Source organism: Blautia sp. DFI.6.71 (assembly GCF_020593585.1).
In the GTDB taxonomy this organism is placed as follows: Bacteria; Bacillota; Clostridia; order Lachnospirales; family Lachnospiraceae; genus Blautia_A; species Blautia_A wexlerae.
The window spans coordinates 33,629-56,924 of sequence record NZ_JAJDMJ010000011.1 but is presented as its reverse complement, the minus strand read 5'-3'; the positions used below and the strand labels follow the sequence as shown (position 1 = coordinate 56,924).

Here is a 23,296-nt window from a genome sequence, read left to right as displayed (position 1 = left end):
TGTCCTACGCAGCAAGCACAGTATCCAGACAGCTTTCTTCCACTTCCGTACGGTTCTCAGCATCGGCAGAGGCAGAGGCAAGCACCGTGTAACGGGCCGCTTCCCGGATATCCCCGCAGACCATGTAGGACTGCACCCAGGAAATCAGCTCCCTCATGCCACAGCAGCCATCTGTAATGAGATTTTCCCGGCAGTAGACAGCCATGGATTTGACAATGCGTGTCATCAGACGTACCGTTTTTGCATCCTTGCATCCGGTAACAGCCATGGCACGTTCTACCTGTGTATCCTCATCCGGTTCATCCAGATCAATCACAAGGTTCATTCGGGAAATGACAGACTGGTTCATCTGTTTACAGCCTGCATAGTCATTGTTTGTGGTGATTACGATGGTCGTATCCGGATGACGGTGGATGGTTTCTCCGTTTGGAAGATATACGCTGTTACAGCGGTCTAAAAGGGAGTTAAGTCCAACCAGTACACCGGGATTAGCAATGACCGTAGGCTCCTGTATCTCAAGAATATACCCATAGCGGATGGCTTCGACTAGAGGCGTATCCACATACTGGAAGTTCTGTCCGGAGGTGTGTTCCTTATAATAGCTGTGCATTTCATCAAAAATCGTATCGATCAGCTTCTGGTAGGTGTCCTCGGCAGAAATTTCTTCATCATAGTTTCCGGTCAGCTTCTGATAGGCACCGGAGGGATCTAACTGGATTTCCTGAAAAGACGGGTACTGCCGCTGAAGCCGGGTGCGTTTTCCGTCCACATCCGGAAGAATCTGACCTAAAAGGTCGAATACCTCTGTATTTGCGGAACAGGTAATGCAGCGGTAAGGAAGGTGAAGTGCGGAAGCAATGGCTTTGGCTCCTTCGGTCTTTCCGGTACCTGCCGGTCCCCGTAAAAGAAAATTCCGCATCGGCTGTGTGGTATCCGTTGTCAGTTTTGCGTGTTCGCAGATCCGTTTGATTTCCGGAGGGATGATGTACCACTCTGCCAATGTCGGAACAGATACCTCCTCTTCCGGAGACAGCCTTCGGGATGCGGTCAGGATAAATTTCCCAACAAAATCATCTCTGGAAATGGCTGCCTGTGCTTTCTTAAATCCACTTCCTGGACGTAACACCTGAAAGTCTCCATGGAGCACTTCGGTTGGTGCATAGACCCCCTTCTGGATATTTAACGGTTTGATCAGCGACAATACGCCGTTTGCCGGAAGGTCAATCTTAACACCACCGGTCGGGAGACCTGATGCATAGCGGGTTCTCCGGTAAATGTTGTCGCAGAGAACGGCTGCTGTTTCCGCAGCGGCGTCCAGATCGGGATAACCGTTGTCCCGGTGCGCTTTTAATTCCTGATACTTTTCATTACACTCTTCATCTGCCAGAAAAACCGGCATCAGTGCGAACAGCAGAGCCGCACCGGACTGTTTGGAGTCTTTAAATTCGTATTTTTCCGGTGTGCTTTCCACATCCGGCGGAGGAGTATAGCAGCCTCCGTAAAACTTTCCGTTTAGCTGGTTGTAGACAACCACCTGAAGATCACCGGTTTTGCTCGGATATTCCGCCACAACAAAATTGTTGGATTGGGTACCGACCGCCCCAAGCTTTTCCGGCGGGGTACTGCCAACCGGGTTTTCCAGCTCCAGATAAGCAAGGACTGCCCGCAGGGTAGCTGCATGAAGCGTGGATTTTTTCCGTGGCTGAGTACAGTATTTGGATGCAATGTCATCAAAGATTGCATGGTCCGTATAATCCTCAAATGGTTCCGGGAGTTTGCGTTTGAACCCCCAGGTTGCTACGATGTTATTTGCCATGATTCGTTCCTCCTTCTTATGAGATCCAGGACAGTTCCAGTGCCTGCTCGGTCTCTTCTGTGGTCAATTCATCTTCAGTAAAAATCTCCGTCAATTCGCCCCAGTAATCTTTGGGCGGGAAATGTTCCAGCTTTCCCCGGACTTCCGGTTCAGTGCCGTTCAGAATATAGACATCTCCCTGCTCGTTGATAAACAGCTTTTCATAGCCCCTTGCCTGTAAGTCACCGACCAATTCCATCAGTAGCGGTTTCCCAATCAGGGAATACCATGATTTGGGATTAACGGCTGGTCTGGAATCCGGATTTCCTTCTGACGGTTCCTTTTTATGTAAGGATTCAATGGTCATCATCTGAAGCGTCAGACTGCCACGGGCATCCATGAGAATTTCCGCAAAATTATAACTTCCGGTATTCCGTGTGCGAATCCGTAATGGTTCCCCATCCAGTATCTGGGAGAGCGGTGGTTCTTTCACAAAATCCCATGTGGCATCCGGGAAGGCTTCCTTGAGCTTTCCGGTAATCTGGAATTTGATCTGTCTCCAGAGAATGGTTTCCAGATCAGGTGTTCCTTCCAGATGACGAGTTCTTTCTGGGCGTTTTCGTAGCTTATGCTCCCTGTTTTTCAGGCGTTCCGTGAAAAGCGGGAGAAGATAACTGAACAGCGTGACTCCGATACCGATCAGGGCAATGCCTGCAATCAGAAGCCGGTTGGCATCCTGTGGTACGAAAAGTGCTGCAAGAAACAGTACAAGCACGACAAACTGTAAGAATTTTTTTCGATTTGATTTTTTCATGAGCTGATTCCTTTCTGATTCATGATTCTTAGACAAGCCCGGAAGCTGGATGGGAAATCGCCGCTTCCGGACATGAAAAAGAGGAACTGCATCATCACAAAGATGATAAATGCAATTCCTCAACATAGGGTTCCTTGAGAGTTAATAGGGCAACTGGGATGCCATCTGTTCCGGCACATTTTGAAAGCCGTCAGTTGGCTGACTGCCCGGCATACCTCCGTAATTTGGCATTCCGGTATAACTGCCCTGCGGCGGGTAGCTGCTCTGTGGCTGACCGGTTCCGTTTGGCGGAGCCTGATACTGTCCGCCATTTGCAGGAGGCGTGTAGGCACCGTTAGCAGGAGCCATTCCCTGCTGTGGATAGCCGCCAGGCATTGCCTGATTCTGGTAGCTGCCATTGGGATTTCCCTGCATTGGGTAGCTGCCATTGCCGGCTGCACCGGGCGTTGCCGCACCACCATTCGGCTGGCTGTTCTGGTTTGCACCCGGATGTCCGGTATTGCTGTCAGAACGGTTGGATGGTACAAAGTGCCAGTCCTTGACATTGATCCTCGGACCGGCATTTGCCTGCCCCGCATTCTTTCCTTTCTGATAAATGAACGGATGAAGCTCCAGATCACCATAGATCATCAGCCCGGTTCCTTTCTTTACGCCTGCTTTTGCTAAGCGTTCTGCAAGGAACTTGTTAAAATAGCACTGATAGTAAATGGTTTCTTCCTTTCCATCCTGGCCTCGCTGTGAAACTGCAATGTCCAGAGAAACATATTCCGTACCGGAATTTTTTCCTTGCTGCATCTCAGGATCTCTTGTGGCCCTCCCTAAAATTGTTAAAATTGCTGACATAAAAATTCTCCTTTCTGCCTCTTTGGGCGTTAAAATAGATTAAAATAAAAAAAGTGCCATTATAGCACCGTATAAAACGGCAGTATAATGACACGATTTTCCAAACTTAAACTGCATATGCTTCTGGATGAATGGTCCAGACTCCCATGACGGGACAGCACAAAAACTTAAATACAAGATTATATTAACACAAGATATAGCATATGTCAAAAGAATTAGAACTATATATAGCATATGTAGACGAGGTGGAAGGATAATATCAAAAGAATTTTGGACATAGTTATAAAAGTGCAATATAATATTGTTTAAATCGGAAAATGGAAGGATGAGAAAAATGGAGCAGAAAAACAGAATTCTGATTGTAGAAGACGATACGGATATCAATAATCTTTTATATACGGCATTACAGAAAGCAGGGTATGAGACGGTACAGGCTTTTTCCGGGACGGAAGCGAGGATGCTGTTCCAGATGGATAAGGCGGGCTTTTCTTTGATTCTATTGGATCTGATGCTTCCGGGAATTTCAGGAGAAGAGGTGCTTGCCCAGATTCGGAAACAGGGCAATACGCCGGTTATTGTCCTGACAGCCAAAGACGGATTGGATGAAAAAATCGGGCTTCTTACCAGTGGGGCAGATGATTACATTACAAAACCGTTTGAGATACAGGAGGTGCTTGCCCGGATTCAGGTTCAGCTCCGCCATATGCAGCAGGAGCCGGAACATAAAAGCGTGTCATATAAAAACCTGGAACTGGACCGTGAGCGCTTTGAAGTCCGGATTGCCGGAGTGCTGCTTCCCAAAATTACAAAGCAGGAATTTGCAATTCTGGAGCTTTTACTGGAGCATCCGAAACAGGTCTTCAGCAAAGAAGAGATTTTTGAATATGCGTGGGATGAACACTATATGGGAGAGACAAAGACACTGGATGTACATATCAGCAATATCCGGAAAAAGATAAAAGCAGTAACGCAGGAGGAATATATTGATACCGTATGGGGAATCGGCTACCGTCTGCATTCTTAATCTTTACTCTTTTTTTACTATTTATTTGCGTTTGATTAGGATTTATCCGATATGATAACAGCAGATAAGAAAAGGAGATGAAAGCATTGAGTGAATTGTTATTAAGTACAAATGGATTGACGAAGCAGTATGGTCATCATAAGGCAGTGGATAAAGTAAACCTTCACATAAAAAAGGGTGCTATCTATGGATTTATCGGACGGAACGGTGCGGGAAAGACGACTTGCCTGAAGATGATCAGTGGACTTGCAAGACCGACAGCCGGAGAGATTGAGATGTTCGGGTGTAAAGGAAAAGAACTGGAGAGGATTCGTTCTCGTGTGGGGTGTCTGATTGAAGCACCGGGGCTGTATGGCAACATGAATGCATATACAAACCTGAAAATAAAATGTGAATTGTTTGGTATTCGGAAAAAGGGATACATCGAAGATATCTTAGAGACGGTCGGACTGGAAGGTGTCGGAAAGAAAAAAACGAAACATTTTTCCCTTGGAATGAAGCAGCGTCTCGGAATCGGGCTGGCACTGGTCGGGGAGCCGGATCTCCTGGTCCTTGATGAACCGATCAATGGGCTTGATCCCCAGGGAATTGCAGAGGTGCGTGATACCATACAGAGACTGCGAGATGAACGGAATATGACGATTTTGATATCCAGTCATATTTTAGAGGAATTATCTAAGATTGCAACGGATTATGGAATTATCCATAATGGAAGTCTTCTGCAGGAGCTGACAAGCGAAGAACTGATGAAACGCTGCAGTGAACGGATTGAAATAGAGTTAATCCATCCGGAGCAGGCAGTCCCGATTCTGGACAGAATGGGATTTACCAACTATCAGGTTACAGATAAGAGCCATATCCATATATTTGAACGATTGAATGAAAGCGCCAATGTCAATATGGAACTGGCAAAAGCAGGAATTTTGGTCAATGGAATTTCCATTACCAGTGAAGAACTGGAAACCTATTTCTTGAATCTGACAGGAGGGAATCAAAATGCTTAATATGATAAAAATGGATCTGTACCGGATGGTCCGGACAAAAAGTATGTATGTGGTATGGATTGTGATGGCGGCAGCTATATTCTTCTCCACATCCATGTCGAAACTGGATATTGATACGATGAACAAGGAAGCGGAACAACAGCAGACAGAAAGCATTGCAGAAACAGTGAAACCAGAAACCATCAATATGGGAATGTCCGTATTCCTGCCGACACAGCCGGGAGAAAAAGTAACGGTCTTTGATCAGGTATATGCAAACCTGCAGGCGAAGTTTGTGGCGTTGTTTCTGGTGATTTTTACAGTGCTGTTTTCCAGTGCAGATATAGGAAGCGGTTATATTAAAAATATCGGCGGGCAGGTAAGGAGCCGGAGAAACCTGATCTTTTCCAAAGCTTCCGTGTTGTTTGTGTATACGACTGTTACCATGCTGCTTTATTTCATCATTCAGATTATTGCACAGCAGATGTACTTCGGATATCTGGAGTGGGGGAATGGAAGCGAGTTGCTGAGATACTTTGGTATTCAGATTTTGCTTCATTATGCACTGGTACTAATCAGTATGGCGATTGCGGTGGTTTTGAACAGCAACGTGTTCAGCATGACGATTGTTATCTGCCTGTGCATGAATACCATGATTGTCTTATACGGAGTGATCAATCATTTGATCCAGAAGGCAGGTGTGGAGAATTTCCAGATTTTGAAATATACAGTGACAGGAAAGATTGCACTTTTATCCATGTCACCGACCAATAAGGAATGCCTGACGGCAGTTGTGATTGCGGCGGCGTTCGGAATCGTGGTTACATTACTGACAGCATGGGTATTCAGAAAGAGAGATATCTAAATGATAAAACTAGGGTTCGTGCTATTGATAGCAGTGATACTGGTACAAGGAATGTTATTTTGGAAATACCAGCGGCAGGTGAAAGACATCTGCCGCCAGTTGTCGTTTCTGATGAAGCACGACAGCAACATGCTGATTACCAGAGAAATGGATTTTGGAGGCATTGGTGAGTTGGCAGATGTTTTAAACGAATGGCTGGAACTGAAGCGAAGGGAAAAGAAGGAATACTTGAAGAAAGAGGAGATGATTTCGGATACATATACAAATCTCTCACATGATATCCGTACTCCTTTGACATCCCTTGACGGATATTTTCAGTTAATGGAAACCTGTGAAGACCAGGAAGAGCAGAGACGGTATATGAAGATCATACAGGAGAGAATCGGCAGCCTGAAAGAAATGCTGGAAGAATTATTTACTTTTACAAAACTTAAAAACGATTCTTTTCATCTGGAAATGTCATCCTGCTGTATCAACAAGATTTTGAAAGATACCATATTTTCCTACTACGATGAATGGACGGGCAGAGGAATTGAACCGGAGATACAGATTACAGATAAACTGCTGTTTATGAACGGAAATGAACAGGGAATCCAGAGAATTTTTCAGAATATCATAAAAAACGGACTGGATCACGGGGAGAAGAAAATCAGTATTTCACTGGAAGAAGTTGAAAACAACATCCGGATACAGATAAAAAATCAAGTATGTCATGTGGAAAAAATAAATGTAGATCAGGTGTTTGAACGGTTTTATAAAGCGGATGAAGCACGCAGTAAGACTTCCAGCGGTCTCGGCTTATCAATTGCGAAAGAGCTGGTACTTCGTATGGATGGGAAAATCAGCGCCCGGATAGAAGGGAATGAGTTCTGTGTGGAGATTGTGTTTCCAAAATAAAAGGAAAAATTTATATTAAAGCAAGTGAAAATGGGGAATGACTTTATATAGGTTTCATGGTAGAATTACAGTAGAAAGAGAAGAGTCACTCAGTCATTTGTTGTATGAAAGGATGAGTATAATGTATAAAGTAGAACTTAAATTTGATACAAGCAAGCTCGCTCCGGAAACGGTAAATCAGATGTGTGAACAGGCAGATCAGATTTTTGAGCAGGAGGATTTAAGCTGTGCAGTCAAAGCCCTTGGAAGCAGGATTTATCTTGACCGGGGACGCAAGCAGGACTATGGAAGATTCTGGGCAGCAATCTTTCAGTTGAAAAACTCCGTAGGAATTGCAGAGAATTTGTTAGAGTGTTTCTGGTATAACGGAACAGAAAAGGAGAACCTGATTACAGACTTTATAAGGAACTAACAGATGGACAGCTTACAGAGGAAAGGCATCAATTTTGACCTGAATACACAAGCACTAAAGGAATATTATCCGAAAGGTGACTGGCATAATGCATATGCGGATGTAAGGGACTTTTTTGAAGCAAACGGATTTGAGCATATTCAGGGATCGGGATATCATTCGGTGGAAGCAATGTCAGAAGCAAAAGCCATGGCAGTTATTTATCAGATGACAAAAGAATTTCCATGGCTCAATTATTGTGTGAATGTGTGTACCATATCAGATGTACCGGAACTGTTTGATATCTCGCATGTATTTGCCAGAGAAGCGGAACGGTTGGAAAAGAAAAATGCATGATTTGACAAATTATTTCCAATATGTTATATTCATCTCAAGCAAAAAAGGGAGTAGCTGAACGCCTTGAAAGAGGTGGTTTTGTAACCGACAACCGGTATCGAGAGATACCCGTAGCAAATGAGATAGCAAGACTTTTATTGTGGCAGAGGTCATGATAGGAGTCTTTTTTTATTATGAAATATAGAAAATCTGCCGCAATAGTCTGCTAAAAAGAAAGAGAGGATAAACGATGAGTAACGAAATGATGAAACGGGAAATGCAGGAAGCAGTACAGGCAGGGGAGCGGGCGCTTCAGAGCCTTTACGCAGCAAGGGATAAGTTGGGAAGTGCGAGAAACTGGGGCATTTTTGATATGCTTGGAGGAGGCTTTATCAGTGACTTTGTGAAGCATTCTAAAATGAATGACGCAGCTGCGTTGATGGAACAGGCGAAAAGCGATATTCAGCGTTTTCAGAGAGAATTAAGAGATGTGCAGGTTTCCTTGGATCTGCGCATGGAAATCGGCAGCTTCCTTTCCTTTGCGGATTTCTTTCTGGACGGGCTGGTGGCAGATTATATGGTGCAGAGCAAGATTGCAGATGCAAGAGAACAGGTGGATGATGCCATCAACCGGATAGAAAAGATACTTGCTGATGTGAAAAATCGGATGAATGGGGAGGTGTAGCATATGGGATGCCTGGGAAATGTGTTGTGGTTTGTGTTTGGCGGCGCAGTCAGTGGGCTGAGCTGGTGTCTGGCAGGTTGTCTCTGGTGTATTACCGTTGTGGGGATTCCGGTGGGGATGCAGTGTTTTAAATTTGCGGCGCTTAGTTTTTTCCCCTTTGGAAAAGAGGTGCAGTATGGTGGCGGAGCTGGTTCGTTCCTTTTGAATATCATCTGGCTGATTGTATCCGGTCTGCCTCTTGCACTGGAGCATCTGGCGTTGGGTACAGCTTTATGTGTGACGATTATCGGAATCCCGTTTGGTTTACAGCAGTTTAAACTGGCGAAACTGGCATTGATGCCGTTTGGTGCGGAGGTGTATTAAGATGCGATTATTTGATAAAAGGACACCGCTTCAGAAGGAGTGGGAAAAGCTGGAAGTACAGGAGCAGAGATTCCTTCAGAAGCGTTCAGAGAAAAGGGAGAGCATTCTGAATCAGAAACTGGAGGAAAAGATACCGCCGAAACTTCAGAAAACATTGGATACCGCTTTTGCGAAGGCATTTGCTCTGATTTTCGAGAAAGGAACCGGGGTTATTGAAAAGACGTATCAGCGGACAAAACTGGAGCAGGATTATCAGGTGCGGCAGTATATGGCGGATGTAAAGCAGAATTCCAAATCCCTCCGCTCTTTTTCTAAAAAGGCAAGAGATACGGGAACAAAGAATTTACTGCTATCCGGTGTGTCTGGAATCGGGATGGGCGTATTGGGAATCGGTCTGCCGGATATTCCGGTATTTACAGGGATGATTTTAAAGAATATTTATGAGACTGCTCTGCAGTATGGATACAGCTATGAAAGCAGGGAAGAAAAATATTTTATCTTATTATTGATCCGGGGAGCAGTATCCTATGGGGATACACTTTGTGAGATTGACGGGAAAGTAAATGAATTTATCAGAAACGGAATACTGCCGGAAGAGTATCAGGATAAGGAGCAGATCGAACAAACGGCGGGAGCTTTGTCAAAAGAGCTTCTGTATATGAAGTTCTTACAGGGAATTCCGGTGGTTGGTGCTGTAGGCGGAGCTTATGATGCAGTCTACATGAAACGGATCACAGAGTATGCAGAGCTGAAATACCGGCACAGGTATCTGGCGGGGCGGAAAAAGGCAGAGAATGGACAATTATGTAAAAGGTGTAAAAGTTATAGAGATATATGATGCCGCAAATAAGGAATTGCTGGTAAAGTATGATGATAAGCATAATATAGACAAGGTTATTTCTGCTTTAAATATAAAATCATGGAAAGAGACAGAAAAAAGCATAGGTATGAACCCTAAATATACCATAAAATTTTATTGCGATACTACGAACCAAGATGAAGAAAAAGATATAAAAGAAATTACCCTTTATGAAAATGGGGAATATGCTACGATTTTTATTACTTCTCCTGGCGGAGTAAAACAAAACTATAAAACGAGCATTGATATTTCTGAATTGGTTATCTAATAATATTTGTGTAATGAGAATGAAAATCTAATTCTTTCAAGTTTAACTAAGACATTCCCGGAGCAAATGCTCATGTACGGTAGAGAAGCACAAAGCAAAACAAGGATAGCCAGCCCTGCCACTATTCCGAAGTCAGGGGAACGCAATAGAAAAATTCATAGCTGTATGCTATACTTAATTAGCATTTGAACATATCAAGCTGACACAGCAATCTCTTTACTTGCCGTTAATGCGCGTCTACCAATAGTCCGCACAAAGCAAGAGTAGCGTAAAGGTATAAAAATTTCAAACTTCTTTGTAACGAAATTCCGATTTCTCCGTCTAACCTATGAAGCTGAAGGAGGTGATGACAAGTATGGACTATGAAAAACTCTATAAAGCCTACTATTTACAGGTATACTCGTATACTATTTCTCTTGCCAAAAATCGTGAGATAGCAGAGGAAATCACGCAGAACACATTCTATAAGGCTGTTTCTACAACATCACAATTCAAAGGTAAGTCAGATGAATTGACATGGCTCTGCTCCATAGCAAAAAATCTTTACCATGATGAAATGCGAAGCCGTCAGCGAGTAGCTGATGTGAGTGAAATCAATGACTTGCCATCAAATGAAAATGTTGAGAACTCAGTTGCAGATTCTGACATGGCGTTCCGCATACACCTCGTTCTTCACCGTTTGGAAGAACCATACAAAGAAGTCTTTCAGCTTCGCGTATTCGGGGAACTATCTTTTTCACAAATCGCTGCAATTTTTGGAAAAACAGAATCATGGGCGAGAGTTACTTATCATCGTGCAAAGCTAAAAATTCAAGAAAGGATGGATGAAAAGCATGAGTAAACAATGCGATATTGTTCGAGATATTCTTCCGCTGTATGTTGACGATGCTTGCAGCGAAGCAAGCGCAGAGATGGTAAAAGAGCATTTGAACGCCTGTGCTGACTGTAACGCAATTTATCAGAAATTGCTTTCTCACACGAGCGAAGATGTTCTTCACGAAGAAAGCGAAAGCGTTATTATGCGCCATGAGGCAAAAGAAAAGCAGAGAGGCAGAAAAAAGATAACGATTGCTGTTCTCGTTTCCATCGCTCTTTGTATCATTGCAATTTTTACAGCTCTCTTTCTGTTACCTATAAACATTGCTTATGAGCCTGTCAAAATCGACTTCCCATTTGAGGTTGAAGATGTCGAAAACGTTGAAATGTACCACTATGACGGAGTGCCTGCATCAGCAGAAAAGAAAGTAGTTGTTGCTGAAAATGATATAAAGACCCTGTATGATAAGTTCAAGGGCTTATCCCTAAAAGACAAAACGACTGAGGAAACTGCCGGAGCAGATGTGACCAGCTTTAGATTTAACCTCTCAGATGGAACAAGCTACGATTTGATTTACGCCTGCTATGGGGTTAAAAACGGCGAATTGAAGTCAGCAGCAGGCGGTTTTAAGTATTTCACAAGTGCGGATATCGGCTCTTATTGGAACAATTTGAATACGGAACTTGAGGCAATTCCTATCAATGAGAGTGAATTGCCGTGAGCAGATAGCAAACCCAGCCGAGCCTGTCAACGGTCAAGATGAACGGCGCAAATGCGCCGCCGTTGACAGCCCCGCCCGTCTTTGCTGTTCGGTAATCAAGAGGGCGACAGCACAAGATGCTGCCGCCCTCTGCCATTATTCAGAAAGGGGGATTTTCCATGACCGAACACGAAAAGTATCAAGAACATATCCGGCATACACACGATGCCTTTTGCAAGACTGTTATTCGCCACGCTGCCATAGACGCAGCCCGGAGCATACGGAGCCGCCGCAAGCGGGAAATCTCGCTTGAATATCTGATAGAAGAAAAACACTATCCATTCAGTACCACAGATAAATACTTTGCGGAGCAATCCGGCATGACCAGCTATCCGCTTTTCGTCTGTGGTCAGATGGTGCTTTTGGAAAGTCCAGAGCTTGCCGCAGCCCTGTCCGCACTATCACAGATGGAACAGGAAATCATTTTCTTGTACTACTTCCAACGATTGACGCATAGGGAGATTGGACGGAGATATGGACGGGCTGGCAACACAACCGGGCGGCGTATTCAGATGATTTTACGGCGGCTACGGGCAGAGTTGGAGGGTTTGTCCTATGAGCCAGCTACTTCCCTATGAGACAATCGTTAAGGCAAGCGAGGGCGACCCGGAAGCTGTTGCCGCCGTCCTATCCCATTATGCGGGATATGTCCGCTCTTGTGCGAAAATGGACGGACAGATTAACACGGATATGCAGGAGCATATCGTCAGGCAACTGATAGAAAGCCTGTTGAAGTTCCGCTTTGACCGCTAAACAGAAAAGTTGTATAATTAGAGCCTGACAAATTAAACTTCAATGAGGGTAGAGCAAATGGAACAGATTATCAATTATAGAGACATACCCACAGATAAAAGGATTGACATATTAAATGCTCTTGAGCGAATAGGTTTTTTTCCGGCATACGGCGGCGTGAGAACAATGCAGCAAATTATGGAAAAGTCAGTTCCAGGTTCAGGCCCACAATTCTATTTCGTTTTCCGTGAAAATGAGTTGATAGGGTACAATTTTCTCATTGGGGACACTAAGAAATATAAAGCGTTCCCATGGCTTGCTATTAGCAATATGGATGAGCAGAAGTTGACTGTTTGTGAAGAACTGATGAAAATACAAATTGCCTTTTTTGAAGAACTCGGAATGCAAAAGATAGCAGATCATTGCGTTAGGATTATGGAAGATTACAGAAAAGGAATTGGAAAGCGGAAAGAAAGCGATTGCAGATAAATTCCATTTGAAAAACGGCTGACAATTTAATACCGCCGCCCATCACAGCGGCAGATAAGCAGTAAATCTTGAAAAGGTTTACTGCTTTTTTTGCGCCCATTTTCAAAAATCTTTGGCAAACCACACCGCCGGATTGTTGTAGGGAGCAGACAGGGAAAATAAAAAAATTTTCGCTGCGTTTGCCAAAACGCCCCCTTTTCACCGTTGTAGTGGTGAACAGCGGGCAGAACACGCCGCCGCAATCGCTATATTGGTGGAGCAAGCCAGTATATCCGCAAACCAGAGCCGCCGAGGAAAGCGGTAGTTTTTTAGAGCAAGATTCTACCACGGTGCCAAAATCCGCATATCTGCGGTTTTGCCCCTTTGGTAAATCTTGTTGGGGAGTGCCTTCCCCAAACCCTGCTCATGCGCCCTGTCGGGCGAGAAAGGAGGTCAACGCTTGAAGAAAAAATACAACACACCCCACCGCTGCCATGTGGTCAAAACCCGCATGACCGAGGAAGAATACGCCGACTTTACCGAGCGGCTGAAACACTATGACATGAGCCAAGCCGAATTTATCCGGCAAGCCATTACACGGGCGACCATTCGCCCCATCGTTACCGTTTCCCCGGTCAATGATGAACTGTTGTCCGCCGTTGGCAGGCTGACCGCCGAATACGGAAAAATCGGTGGCAACCTCAATCAGATTGCCCGCGCCCTCAACGAGTACGGCACACCATACAACGCCCTGTCCGTTGAAGTCCGCGCCGCCATTTCTGACCTTGCTGCCTTGAAGTTTGAAGTCCTGCGAAAGGTAGGTGACGCTGTTGGCAACATTCAAACATATCAGCTCTAAAAATGCGGATTATGGCGCAGCCGAGCAGTACCTCACCTTTGAACATGACGAGTTTACCATGAAGCCCACCCTTGATGAAAACGGGCGGCTCATGCTCAGGGAGGACTATCGAATAGCCACGCTGAACTGCGGCGACGAGGATTTTGCCGTTGCCTGTATGCGCTCCAATCTCCGCTATGGGAAGAACCAGAAGCGGGAAGATGTAAAAAGCCACCACTACATTATCAGCTTTGACCCACGGGACGCGGTGGACAACGGTTTGACCGTAGACCGGGCGCAGGCGTTGGGCGAGGAATTTTGCCGGAAGCAGTTTCCCGGACACCAAGCCATTGTCTGCACCCACCCGGACGGACACAACCACAGCGGCAATATCCATGTGCATATCGTTATCAATTCTCTGCGGATAGAGGAAGTTCCGTTCCTGCCTTACATGGACAGACCGGCAGACACCCGCACCGGGTGCAAACACCGCTGCACAGACGCGGCGATGGAATACTTCAAAGCCGAAGTCATGGAGCTGTGCCACCGGGAAAATCTCTATCAAATCGACCTTTTGCATGGCAGCAAAAACCGCATTACCGAGCGTGAGTATTGGGCGCAGCGGAAAGGGCAGGCAAAGCTGGACAAGGAAGCTGCTGCCTTGCCAGCCGAGGAGCAGCCAGCCAAGCCCACGAAGTTTGAAACAGACAAGGAAAAATTGCGGCAGACCATACGCACCGCGCTGTCCTCTGCCGCAAGCTATGGCGAGTTCGCCGCCGTTCTCTTGCAACAGGGCGTGACTGTCAAGGAGAGCCGAGGGCGGCTATCCTACCTCACGCCGGACAGGACAAAGCCCATTACCGCCCGCAAGCTGGGAGATGATTTTGACCGCGCTGCCGTTCTTGCCCTTTTGGAACAGAACGCCCACAGAGCCGCCGAGCAGACCGCAACCGTACCCGAATACCCCCGCAACATAAGGGAGCGTTTGCAGGGCAAAAAAGCTGTCCAAACCACCCCGGAAAAGGACGGTATTCAGCGCATGGTTGACCGGGCAGCGAAGCGAGCGGAGGGAAAGGGCGCGGGCTATGATTGCTGGGCGGCAGTCCACAATCTGAAACAAATGGCGGCTACCGTTGCCGCCTACGGGCAGTACGGCTATTCGCCGGAGGAGCTGGACGCAGCCCTTGTATCCGCCAATGCGGATTTACAGGACAGCACCGCCAAGCTGAAAGCCCTGGACGCTGCTATCCGGGAGAAAAAGGAGCTTCAGACACAGGTGCTTGCCTATGCCAAGACCAAGCCTGCCCGTGACGGTCTGAAAGCGCAGAAAACGGAAAAAGCCCGCAGCGCCTACCGGGAACGGCACGAAAGCGATTTTATCATAGCGGACGCAGCCACCCGTTATTTTCGGGCGCATGGCGTTTCCAAGCTGCCAAGCCATAAAGCCCTGCAAGCGGAAATCGAGCGGCTTACCGCCGAAAAGAACGCCCATTACAACGAATACCGGGAGAAAAGAGCCCGTGTCAAGGAGCTGCATACCGTGAAAAGCAATCTTTCTCAAATCCTGCAAGGCGAGAAAGACAGAGAGAAAAAGCACGAACATGAGCGTTAAAAACCGCCCCGAAACGATACCAAAACGGGGATATGCCCTGCACCCTATCCGCAATACTGCCCACCTTTGAAACGGGGTGCACAGCGCAGGAAATCCCCGAAAATGACACCGAGAAACTACATTTTTACCGACCTATCCGCTTATACCAGCGGAAACGGCAGAAAGGAGCGAGAAATGCCACGCATGAGCAAAAAGCGGCGGTTGGAATGGAGCTTTTTCCTCAACCACCGAAACCGTATTACCTACAATGACCTTTGCCGGGGCTGCACACACGGCTGCAAGCAGAGCTTCCGGGCGATTATCGTCCTCTGCCCCCGGTATTTCTCTAAGAGATGGAAACACAGGGAGGACACCGCCAATGGCAGATAACCGCAAATATTACTACCTCAAACTGAAAGAAAACTTCTTCGACAGCGATTCCATTGTGCTGTTGGAGGACATGAAAGACGGGATTTTGTATTCCAATATCCTCTTGAAGCTGTACTTAAAATCGCTGAAAAATGGCGGCAGATTGCAGCTTGACGAGCATATCCCCTATACCGCCCAGATGATAGCCACGCTGACCCGTCACCAAATCGGGACGGTGGAACGGGCATTAGCCATCTTCCAGCAGTTAGGGCTTGTGGAGCAGCTTGACTGCGGGCTGCTTTATATGACCGACATCGAGCTGATGATCGGTCAATCCTCTACCGAAGCGGAACGGAAACGCGCCGCAAGGCTTGAAAATAAGGCACTTTTGCCGCCGCGGACAAATGGCGGACATTTGTCCGACATTCGTCCACCAGAGATAGAGATAAAGAAAGAGATAGATATAGAGTTAGAAAAAGAGGGAGAGTTAAAGGGACAAGCCATCGCCCGCAGCTATGGCAGATATGAGAATGTATTTCTGACTGATACGGAGCTTTCCGAACTGCAAGCGGAGCTGCCCGAAAAATGGGCGTACTACATTGAGCGGCTTTCCGGCTATATCGCGTCCACGGGCAAGAAATATAAAAACCACGCCGCCACTATCCGCAGATGGGCGGCAGACGATACCGCAAAGGCTGCCCCGAAACAGGGCATACCCGAATACGCCTGCAAGGAGGGCGAGAGCTTATGAGTAATCTGTTTACAGAACGAGTTTTGAATATGGCGGCTGTTACCCCACAGCCGGAGGACTACACGGGCGAGGACGGACTGCTTTACTGCGGCAAGTGTCACACTCCGAAAGAAGCCTACTTCCCGGAAAAGCAAGCCGCCCTGTTTGGGCGTGACCGCCACCCGGCAGAATGTGACTGCCAGAAAGCCCAGCGTTTGGAGCGTGAAGCCGCCGAACAGCGCAGAAAGCACCTTGACACCGTGGAGGACTTGAAACGCCGGGGATTTACCAATCCTACCATGCAGGAATGGACTTTCGCCAACGACAACGGGAAATGCCCGCAAATGGAGATTGCACACTTCTATGTGGAGCATTGGGAAATCATGCGCGAGGAAAATATCGGCTATCTGCTATGGGGCAAGGTCGGCACAGGAAAAAGCTATTTTGCCGGGTGTATCGCTAATGCCCTCATGGAGCAGGAAGTCGCTGTCCGCATGACGAACTTCTCTGCGATTTTGAATGACCTGACCGCCAGCTTTGAGGGGCGCAACGAGTATATCGAGCGTCTTTGCCGTTTTCCTCTGCTTATCATTGATGATTTTGGAATGGAGCGCGGCACAGAGTACGGTTTAGAACAGGTCTACAATGTGATTGACAGCCGCTACCGCAGCCGCAAGCCCTTAATCGTTACCACCAATCTGACATTGGACAGCCTGCAAAATCCGCTGGACACCGCCCATGCCCGGATTTATGACCGCCTTTTGGAAATGTGCGCCCCTATCCTCTTTACGGGAGAGAACTTCCGCCGTGAAACGGCGCAAGCCAAGCTGAACAGACTAAAAGAATTGATGAAATGAAAGGAGTTGCCTATGGCAGAGAACAAGCAGAACACCACCCCGGAACGCCGCCCGGACTGCGTGACAGAGATCCGCATGGGCAACACCGTCCTTGTCGTTTCCGGCTTTTTCAAAAAAGATACCACCGACACAGCAGCCGATAAGATGATGAAAGTGCTGGAGGCGGAAGCCGCCGCAGGACACAAAGCCCAGCTTTCGCCCTAACGCTACAAGCCGCACAGAAAAATCGTCATTTTACCGGGCGGTAAAGAAGCAGAAGCCGCTATACAGACAGCCGCCCCATGTGGTATAATCGAAATACGGAATAGTGGGGCTGGCTGTCGGAAACGGAGGATTTTATGTTAAGACAGACCACCCAGAAAATCACTGCCCTTTATCCAAGACTATCCCATGAGGACGAGCTGCAAGGCGAAAGTAATTCCATTTCCAACCAGAAGCGTATCCTTGAAACCTACGCAAAGCAGAACGGCTTTTCCAATCTGCGCTGGTACACGGACGATGGCTATTCTGGTGCGAACTTTGCTGGGGTTAGATAGCGATACTTTTTACATCTACCATGTTGCGGCGGTCATGGTTGACAACTTGCGTCGGCTCCTGCTCGGTATCAACCTGTCCGACAAAGCTATAATGGATTTCGATTTTCCGGGTGTTGGTTTCCCGGTCTAATTCATGTATCAAAATACGGTCGATAAACTCATGGACGTTTTCATAGGTCAATTCCTGTATGTCGCTGTATTTCCCGACAATCTGAATAAACCTTGATATATCCCTTTTTCGCTCGGTAACGGTTGCGATCTGCTGTTGTAACTCGTCTATCCTTGCGGCAAGGGATTTCTTTTCGTCCTCATAGCCGGAAGTTAGAAACACAAACCGTTCATCTGTCAGTCTGCCTAATGCGTTGTCCTCATACAGCTTGCGGAAAAGCGTGTCAAGTTCGGTCATACGCGCCTGTGCTTTGAAAAGTTCCTTTTGCTGCTGCGCTAATGCCTTTCTCGCTTCCATGTCGCCGTACTCGGTAGCTTTACAGATAAAGTCCTGTTCGTGTTCCTTAACATACCGCAAAACCCGCCGCATATCTTCCAGCACTAAATCAAGAAGTACGTTTTTGCGGATATAATGAGAGGTACACTCGCTGCCTGTCCTTGCCCTGTTGCGCCATGCGCCGCAAGAATAGGAAAACTTGCGCGGCTCGATATTTACGCCCTGTTGGTAATACATCTTATGTCTGCAACCAGCGCAAAACAGCAAGCCGGAAAAAATATCAATCTCCGCTGCTTTTGTCGGGCGGTGGCGGGTAGCAATCCGCTTTTGCGCAAGTTCAAAGGTTTCCTCGTCAACAAGCGGCTCATGGGTGTTTGGGAAGAAATAGCGTTGTTCTTCTTCGTTCTTCCGGGTCTTTTTCGACTTGTAGGATACCTTGTGAGTTTTCGCGGTTATGGTATGCCCTAAATATTCCTGCCTTGCTAATATGTCATAGAGCGTTTTGTCCGGCCAAGTATAGGGGGCGATCATTGCCCGCTGATACCGCGCCTGTCCTGTACGCTGATAGCGCAACGCTCCAATCGTCAAGACTTTGTTTTCCGCAAGCCATTTTTGGATTTCGCACATACGCACGCCGCTAACAAACATAGCGAAAACCTGTTTGACAATCGGCGCGGTTTCCGGGTCGGGTATAAGGTGGTGGCGGTTGTTCGGGTCTGGGATATAGCCGTATGGATATTCCCCGTTGACGCGCTCGCCTTTTTGCGCCTGTGCCTGTTTAACTGCGCGGATTTTCTTGCTTGTGTCGCGGGCGTAAAACTCGTTAAACCAGTTCCGCAAGGGGGTAAACTCGTTATCCTCCCGCGCTGTGTCAACTCCGTCGTTGATCGCGATATAGCGTACTCCGTTTTCGGGAAATACAATCTCTATGAGTTCGCCCGTTTTCAGATAGTTTCTGCCAAGACGGGAAAGGTCTTTGGTAATGACCGTCGCCACTCGTCCGGCTTCCACTTCCTGCAACATCGCTTGCAGCCCCTCGCGCTCAAAACTCACGCCGGAAAATCCGTCGTCCACAAAAAACTTTGTGTTCAAAAAATGGTGTTCGTCCGCATAGCGTTGAAGTATCATTTTTTGGTGCTGTATGCTTCCGCTTTCTCCGGCTTGCATATCCTCTTGACTTAAACGGCAGTAAAGGGCGGTGATTTTATTCGACTGTAACATTAGTCCTCCTTTCCGACAGCCGAATAAACAGGTATAATGTGTTGCTATCATTATACCATATCCCGCCGCCTAATGCACTACTCGGACGCTAAAAATCCCGGATTTCCGGGCTTTTTCTGCAAATCCTTTACAATGAGTTTCTCAATCTTTTTATGGATTGTATCGGTTGCCTTTTCACTCGGCAACGCTTGAACAAGATAGGTGATTTTCCCTATTTTGCGTTCGGTTGTAATTGTCTGTTTTTTATCCATTAGAAAAACCTCCTTTTCCTGTATGGATAAACTATATTCGTCAAAAGGCAAAAACGGGCGGTTGTTAGCTGCAACCTCACGGGAGTTTCACCCCGGCCCATGCTTATGGGTGCGCCGCGCAATACTTTGAGGGTGTTCAACGCGGGAGTATCATTGTGCCGCCTTGTATGTCGTCGCCCACAAGCTGCTAAACCTGTTTTACGGCGCGGTAGTTCTCGCTCGGCTTTTCCCCTATGGGGAAAAGCTGTCATGGCGTACCCGCCGACTGGCTCGGTACAGACGGAATGTACCCGTTTGCCTGTTATGCTGCGCACCAAAGGCCGCTTTCTTTGTCAAAGAACAATAGGCTTTGTCGGCCTGCAAAAGCACATCAACAGCGGATATGCTTTTGCGGAACGACAAATAGCCCATAACGGGAAGCGTGGAAAGGGGACACGCTCCCCGCATGGGCTAAAAGATTATCCTACATGAAAAGCAAGGGTGCGGGTAATAAGGCGCACTTGCAGCCTGTTACGCATTTCCTCGTCCACATAGGAATAGGTATTGCCCGCGTCGTCTTTCAGCGTGCGGGTACAAAGTTTCGCTATGTAACCCTCGTAGTGCTTCAAGATCGCGCACATGGCGGTTGTGTCGCCGTTTGCCGCTGCGGAAATGACAGGGAACGGCAACAGATTTTCAGACTTCCTAACGGTATTCATCATCTGCTTTTCCCTCCAAATACTGTTTGATTTTCGCAAGCGCGGATTTCCTGTGCCGGAAAACCGTCGTGCGTACAACATTCAGCAGTTCGCCAATTTCCGCGTCGCTCATATCCAAGAAGTAGGACAAAAGGATAATGTCGCGTTTCCTTTCGGGCAAAGCGTTAAGGGCTTCGGCAAGCAGTTCATTTTTGACGAGTACATCAAAGCCGGACACTTGAAAACGGAAATAATCGCTTTCGTATTCGTCCGTTGTGAAAAGCTGCGCGAGTTCGCTTTCGCTCAAATCCGAAAAAGTAACTTCGCGTGCTGCGCGTTTCGCAAGAGTGCGGCGGTGGCTTTTCGCTTCGCCGACCAAAGTTTTCTTTGCTAATGCGTCGTACTGATGTTGTATTCTTTCCTTGTCGGAAGAAGATAGCTCCATAGAGTTCACCTCCTTCCCGCGTGGAGTAGAGGACGGGAGTTAAGGGCTTGTCCTCTCTGCCCCTTTCGCTCCGTACCCGTTCGGGAGATGGCTCTTGAGTGCGCTTTTCAGAAAAAAGTTGAAAAAAGCAAAATGCGCCCGTCCGCAAGACGCGGACGGGCGCAAAGGAAATGTAAGCAGTAGCTAAATGTATTGACAGTTCACATTCATAGCCGGAATATCCCGCTTGCGGAGCATAGCTTTTTTTGACCGCAAAGCATTAGGCGGGTTACAGTAAATAAAAATGGACACGGCGATACCTCCCCGATACCGCCGTATCCTTAAAAAAGGGCGACTTTAATACACTACCCGCAATCCATTCTATAATAGGGAACAGCGGCTTTTGCGCAATATTAAATAAAAAAGCCGATAACACATAGGTTTTTTGACCTAATGCGTTATCGGCTCTGCGTCTATGCGTCTGGCACTTTTAATCATTTTTTTTGAATTTATTATATGTGTTAGCTAACTGTCCACAAGCCGCGTTAATCTCTCTGCCATGAGAAACTCTCATAGTAACTTCAAGTCCTGCTTGCTCTAATTGATGTTTGAATGCAACTATTTCCCGTTTCTGTGGTGCTTTAATTCTTGAATTGCTTGTTGGGTTGTATTGTAACACGTTAATCATAACTTTTTTGCCCCGAAACCATTTTGCAAGTTGTCTTACATCTGAGGGCCGGTCATTTATACCCGGTAAAAGCAAATACGCAAAGACAATTTTGCGATTATGCCTTTCAGAATAGGATAAGGCTTGCTTAACAACATCTTCAATAGCATATATGCGCATGTGAGGAATAATACGATTTCTTGCAGATTGTGTTGCTGCGTGTAAAGATATTGTCAACTGAATTTTAAGATGTTCCTCGCGCAATTTTTTTAATTGATCGACCGGACCAACTGTTGATATGGTAATGCCGTCGGTTGGAAAGTTGAGCCCATATCTATCTCGGAGAATATGGATTGCTTTTATCAAGTTGTCATAATTGAATAAAGGCTCTCCCATACCCATAAAAACGATACGGTTTACTTTTCGACGCAACAATATAATCTGTTGTACGATTTCTGACGATGTTAGATTACGAACAAAGCCATTTCGCCCGGACTCACAAAAAATACAACCAACAGGACAACCGACTTGTGTGCTCACGCAAACAGTTCCACCATCTCGCCGCTTGATAAAAACCGTTTCAATGTATTTGTTGTCTTTCAGTTCGTAAACATACTTTTCAGTATCACTGCTTTTGCAAATATTTTTTACCAACATTGATAGATTTTTTTTGCGTGGTAATTGCTTATATAATTCTTCATATAAGGCTTTTGCTTCATTCTCGCCAATAACTTCCGACATTTCTTTGTAAGTAAATCCGTATGGATCATTCCGTACTTCCGCAGGCGTATATTTAGGTAAACGTTTCATTTTTATATCCTTTCTTCTAAATAATAAAAGTTTGTTTTTCTGTATTTTTGATTACAATCTCTAATTTTTCTACATCAATGATATGCGTCAATTTGCATTTAGGGCAGAAAAGAGGAAAATCTTTTAATACAGTATTATGAAATACTTGAACTCTCGTCTTTCCGTTACAAATCGGACATTTTATCCAATATTTTTTAAGCATTATATTTCACTCGTCCTTTTTACACAAAAAAATGCAGGTCAATCCTCAACATGAGCATTGACCTGCATTTATAATGCACAGAGCAGTACAACAAAACTAAGGCATAGCTTGCACTATGTCTATACTATATCTATACGTCGTTAGTTTTTTGTATAGCATCCGCAAAATAAGCATGACAAAAAAGCCCATGTTGAAAATGGGAAAATCCTTTTTTTCAATGCTTATCTAATACGCATGCTATGCAACATAAACGCCGCCTCCTTTTACATAAATTTTATTTTATCAGAAAATCAGTCTACTGTCAATACACAACAGGAAGTATTTAACCTAATGATATGAATTGTGTGGACATATCCAAAAAGAAAGGTGAACTGTAAAATGTAACAGGGTGAATGAAAATGGCAAAAAGACCCGTACCATTGTACGACTTTAAGGCTTTCGGGGCAGCTATAAAAGCCGCGAGAAATGAATACGGCGAGAGCCGCAAAAAGGTAAGCGACGAGTTATATATTTCCCCGCGCTACCTTGCGAATATCGAGAACAAGGGACAACAGCCGAGTTTACAGGTATTCTATGACCTTGTAACCCGGTATCATATTTCGGTAGATCAATTTTTCTTCCCGAACAGCAATGCGGAGAAATCCACCGGGCGGCGGCAGCTTGACGCGCTGCTGGACGGTATGAGCGATAAAGGCATACGGATTGTAACCGCAACAGCAAGGGAGATAACGGAAGTCGAAAAAGCAGAGGATTAACCTCACAATATGAGAAATCGGGA

The 23,296-nt window shown here is 46.2% G+C and carries 31 protein-coding genes and 1 pseudogene; 23 read left to right on the top strand and 9 right to left on the bottom strand.

Annotated elements, in window-relative coordinates; translation table 11 throughout:
* Positions 1 to 4: 4 nt before the first annotated feature.
* The 3 genes from LJE12_RS07075 to LJE12_RS07065 form a co-directional block, all read right to left on the bottom strand.
* Positions 5 to 1,816: an AAA family ATPase gene (locus LJE12_RS07075; protein ID WP_005333473.1), complete on the bottom strand. Its 1,812-nt coding sequence runs from the start codon at positions 1,814 to 1,816 to the stop codon at positions 5 to 7.
* Between the two features lie 16 nt (positions 1,817 to 1,832).
* Positions 1,833 to 2,609, bottom strand: a complete 777-nt coding sequence (locus LJE12_RS07070) for a hypothetical protein (protein WP_022415111.1) — start codon at positions 2,607 to 2,609, stop codon at positions 1,833 to 1,835.
* A 141-nt stretch (positions 2,610 to 2,750) separates the two neighbouring features.
* The gene (locus tag LJE12_RS07065; RefSeq protein ID WP_005333477.1) at positions 2,751 to 3,452 is read right to left on the bottom strand and encodes a single-stranded DNA-binding protein; all 702 of its coding nucleotides are present in this window, start codon (positions 3,450 to 3,452) and stop codon (positions 2,751 to 2,753) included.
* A 325-nt stretch (positions 3,453 to 3,777) separates the two neighbouring features.
* Between LJE12_RS07065 and LJE12_RS07060 the strand changes: the two genes are divergently transcribed.
* The 22 genes and pseudogenes from LJE12_RS07060 to LJE12_RS06955 all read left to right on the top strand — a co-directional run.
* Entirely contained in the window at positions 3,778 to 4,476 is a 699-nt protein-coding gene (locus tag LJE12_RS07060; protein ID WP_005333481.1) for a response regulator transcription factor, read from the top strand.
* Between the two features lie 77 nt (positions 4,477 to 4,553).
* Positions 4,554 to 5,480: an ABC transporter ATP-binding protein gene (locus tag LJE12_RS07055; protein WP_008373911.1), complete on the top strand. Its 927-nt coding sequence runs from the start codon at positions 4,554 to 4,556 to the stop codon at positions 5,478 to 5,480.
* Positions 5,473 to 6,324 carry an ABC transporter permease gene (locus tag LJE12_RS07050; RefSeq protein ID WP_008373910.1) on the top strand — a complete coding sequence of 284 codons (852 nt, stop codon included), beginning with the start codon at positions 5,473 to 5,475 and terminating at the stop codon, positions 6,322 to 6,324. Before LJE12_RS07055 ends, LJE12_RS07050 begins: the two co-directional genes overlap by 8 nt.
* Positions 6,325 to 7,221, top strand: a complete 897-nt coding sequence (locus tag LJE12_RS07045; RefSeq protein ID WP_005333486.1) for a sensor histidine kinase — start codon at positions 6,325 to 6,327, stop codon at positions 7,219 to 7,221.
* A 121-nt stretch (positions 7,222 to 7,342) separates the two neighbouring features.
* The gene (locus LJE12_RS07040; RefSeq protein WP_022415108.1) at positions 7,343 to 7,633 is read left to right on the top strand and encodes a hypothetical protein; all 291 of its coding nucleotides are present in this window, start codon (positions 7,343 to 7,345) and stop codon (positions 7,631 to 7,633) included.
* Between the two features lie 3 nt (positions 7,634 to 7,636).
* Positions 7,637 to 7,969, top strand: coding sequence for a hypothetical protein (locus LJE12_RS07035; protein WP_005333489.1), 333 nt, complete (start codon positions 7,637 to 7,639; stop codon positions 7,967 to 7,969).
* A gap of 229 nt (positions 7,970 to 8,198) precedes the next feature.
* The gene (locus tag LJE12_RS07030; RefSeq protein WP_005333491.1) at positions 8,199 to 8,633 is read left to right on the top strand and encodes a hypothetical protein; all 435 of its coding nucleotides are present in this window, start codon (positions 8,199 to 8,201) and stop codon (positions 8,631 to 8,633) included.
* Positions 8,634 to 8,636: 3 nt separating this feature from the next.
* Positions 8,637 to 8,996, top strand: a complete 360-nt coding sequence (locus tag LJE12_RS07025) for a YccF domain-containing protein (protein WP_005333494.1) — start codon at positions 8,637 to 8,639, stop codon at positions 8,994 to 8,996.
* Between the two features lies 1 nt (position 8,997).
* Entirely contained in the window at positions 8,998 to 9,834 is an 837-nt protein-coding gene (locus tag LJE12_RS07020) for an EcsC family protein (RefSeq protein WP_005333496.1), read from the top strand.
* Entirely contained in the window at positions 9,791 to 10,123 is a 333-nt protein-coding gene (locus tag LJE12_RS07015; RefSeq protein ID WP_005333498.1) for a DUF5301 domain-containing protein, read from the top strand. The genes LJE12_RS07020 and LJE12_RS07015 overlap by 44 nt, the downstream gene beginning before the upstream one ends.
* Before the next feature lie 355 nt (positions 10,124 to 10,478).
* Positions 10,479 to 10,964, top strand: coding sequence for an RNA polymerase sigma factor (locus LJE12_RS07010; RefSeq protein ID WP_008818014.1), 486 nt, complete (start codon positions 10,479 to 10,481; stop codon positions 10,962 to 10,964).
* Positions 10,948 to 11,661: a zf-HC2 domain-containing protein gene (locus tag LJE12_RS07005; protein WP_008402227.1), complete on the top strand. Its 714-nt coding sequence runs from the start codon at positions 10,948 to 10,950 to the stop codon at positions 11,659 to 11,661. The genes LJE12_RS07010 and LJE12_RS07005 overlap by 17 nt, the downstream gene beginning before the upstream one ends.
* Positions 11,662 to 11,819: 158 nt before the next feature.
* Complete coding sequence (locus LJE12_RS07000; RefSeq protein WP_023921375.1) at positions 11,820 to 12,278, top strand: RNA polymerase sigma factor; 459 nt, start codon at positions 11,820 to 11,822, stop codon at positions 12,276 to 12,278.
* Positions 12,256 to 12,453 carry a helix-turn-helix domain-containing protein gene (locus LJE12_RS06995; protein WP_005921293.1) on the top strand — a complete coding sequence of 66 codons (198 nt, stop codon included), beginning with the start codon at positions 12,256 to 12,258 and terminating at the stop codon, positions 12,451 to 12,453. The genes LJE12_RS07000 and LJE12_RS06995 overlap by 23 nt, the downstream gene beginning before the upstream one ends.
* Before the next feature lie 57 nt (positions 12,454 to 12,510).
* Positions 12,511 to 12,921 (top strand): hypothetical protein, encoded by a 411-nt coding sequence (locus LJE12_RS06990; protein WP_015527903.1) that lies wholly within the window; start codon positions 12,511 to 12,513, stop codon positions 12,919 to 12,921.
* Between the two features lie 439 nt (positions 12,922 to 13,360).
* The gene (locus tag LJE12_RS06985; RefSeq protein ID WP_040647222.1) at positions 13,361 to 13,759 is read left to right on the top strand and encodes a plasmid mobilization protein; all 399 of its coding nucleotides are present in this window, start codon (positions 13,361 to 13,363) and stop codon (positions 13,757 to 13,759) included.
* Positions 13,731 to 15,350, top strand: a complete 1,620-nt coding sequence (locus LJE12_RS06980; protein WP_044945864.1) for a relaxase/mobilization nuclease domain-containing protein — start codon at positions 13,731 to 13,733, stop codon at positions 15,348 to 15,350. The genes LJE12_RS06985 and LJE12_RS06980 overlap by 29 nt, the downstream gene beginning before the upstream one ends.
* 174 nt (positions 15,351 to 15,524) lie before the next feature.
* Entirely contained in the window at positions 15,525 to 15,719 is a 195-nt protein-coding gene (locus LJE12_RS06975; RefSeq protein WP_006573562.1) for a hypothetical protein, read from the top strand.
* Positions 15,709 to 16,449 (top strand): phage replisome organizer N-terminal domain-containing protein, encoded by a 741-nt coding sequence (locus tag LJE12_RS06970; protein ID WP_044945867.1) that lies wholly within the window; start codon positions 15,709 to 15,711, stop codon positions 16,447 to 16,449. The genes LJE12_RS06975 and LJE12_RS06970 overlap by 11 nt, the downstream gene beginning before the upstream one ends.
* The gene (locus tag LJE12_RS06965; RefSeq protein WP_008402238.1) at positions 16,446 to 17,285 is read left to right on the top strand and encodes an ATP-binding protein; all 840 of its coding nucleotides are present in this window, start codon (positions 16,446 to 16,448) and stop codon (positions 17,283 to 17,285) included. The genes LJE12_RS06970 and LJE12_RS06965 overlap by 4 nt, the downstream gene beginning before the upstream one ends.
* A gap of 12 nt (positions 17,286 to 17,297) precedes the next feature.
* Positions 17,298 to 17,489: a transposon-encoded TnpW family protein gene (locus tag LJE12_RS06960; RefSeq protein ID WP_005946147.1), complete on the top strand. Its 192-nt coding sequence runs from the start codon at positions 17,298 to 17,300 to the stop codon at positions 17,487 to 17,489.
* Positions 17,490 to 17,623: 134 nt separating this feature from the next.
* Positions 17,624 to 17,806 (top strand): annotated as a pseudogene (locus tag LJE12_RS06955) (recombinase family protein); the annotation flags it as partial.
* 7 nt (positions 17,807 to 17,813) lie between these two features.
* On the opposite strand, the gene LJE12_RS06950 reads toward LJE12_RS06955, so the two are convergent.
* From LJE12_RS06950 to LJE12_RS06925, 6 genes are all read right to left on the bottom strand, one after another.
* Positions 17,814 to 19,487 (bottom strand): recombinase family protein, encoded by a 1,674-nt coding sequence (locus tag LJE12_RS06950; protein ID WP_002604471.1) that lies wholly within the window; start codon positions 19,485 to 19,487, stop codon positions 17,814 to 17,816.
* A 77-nt stretch (positions 19,488 to 19,564) separates the two neighbouring features.
* Positions 19,565 to 19,738, bottom strand: a complete 174-nt coding sequence (locus tag LJE12_RS06945) for a transposon-encoded TnpW family protein (protein ID WP_002604472.1) — start codon at positions 19,736 to 19,738, stop codon at positions 19,565 to 19,567.
* A gap of 458 nt (positions 19,739 to 20,196) precedes the next feature.
* Positions 20,197 to 20,439 carry a helix-turn-helix domain-containing protein gene (locus LJE12_RS06940; RefSeq protein WP_002604473.1) on the bottom strand — a complete coding sequence of 81 codons (243 nt, stop codon included), beginning with the start codon at positions 20,437 to 20,439 and terminating at the stop codon, positions 20,197 to 20,199.
* Positions 20,423 to 20,860 (bottom strand): sigma-70 family RNA polymerase sigma factor, encoded by a 438-nt coding sequence (locus LJE12_RS06935; RefSeq protein ID WP_002604474.1) that lies wholly within the window; start codon positions 20,858 to 20,860, stop codon positions 20,423 to 20,425. The genes LJE12_RS06940 and LJE12_RS06935 overlap by 17 nt, the downstream gene beginning before the upstream one ends.
* A gap of 469 nt (positions 20,861 to 21,329) precedes the next feature.
* On the bottom strand, positions 21,330 to 22,316 hold the full coding sequence (gene rlmN / locus LJE12_RS06930; RefSeq protein WP_006774449.1) for a 23S rRNA (adenine(2503)-C(2))-methyltransferase RlmN: 987 nt from the start codon (positions 22,314 to 22,316) through the stop codon (positions 21,330 to 21,332).
* Between the two features lie 16 nt (positions 22,317 to 22,332).
* Complete coding sequence (locus tag LJE12_RS06925; RefSeq protein WP_003431289.1) at positions 22,333 to 22,518, bottom strand: cysteine-rich KTR domain-containing protein; 186 nt, start codon at positions 22,516 to 22,518, stop codon at positions 22,333 to 22,335.
* A gap of 398 nt (positions 22,519 to 22,916) precedes the next feature.
* Here LJE12_RS06925 and LJE12_RS06920 point away from each other — a divergent pair, with 398 nt between their 5' ends.
* Positions 22,917 to 23,273, top strand: a complete 357-nt coding sequence (locus LJE12_RS06920) for a helix-turn-helix transcriptional regulator (RefSeq protein WP_002584957.1) — start codon at positions 22,917 to 22,919, stop codon at positions 23,271 to 23,273.
* The last annotated feature ends 23 nt before the right edge of the window (positions 23,274 to 23,296 follow it).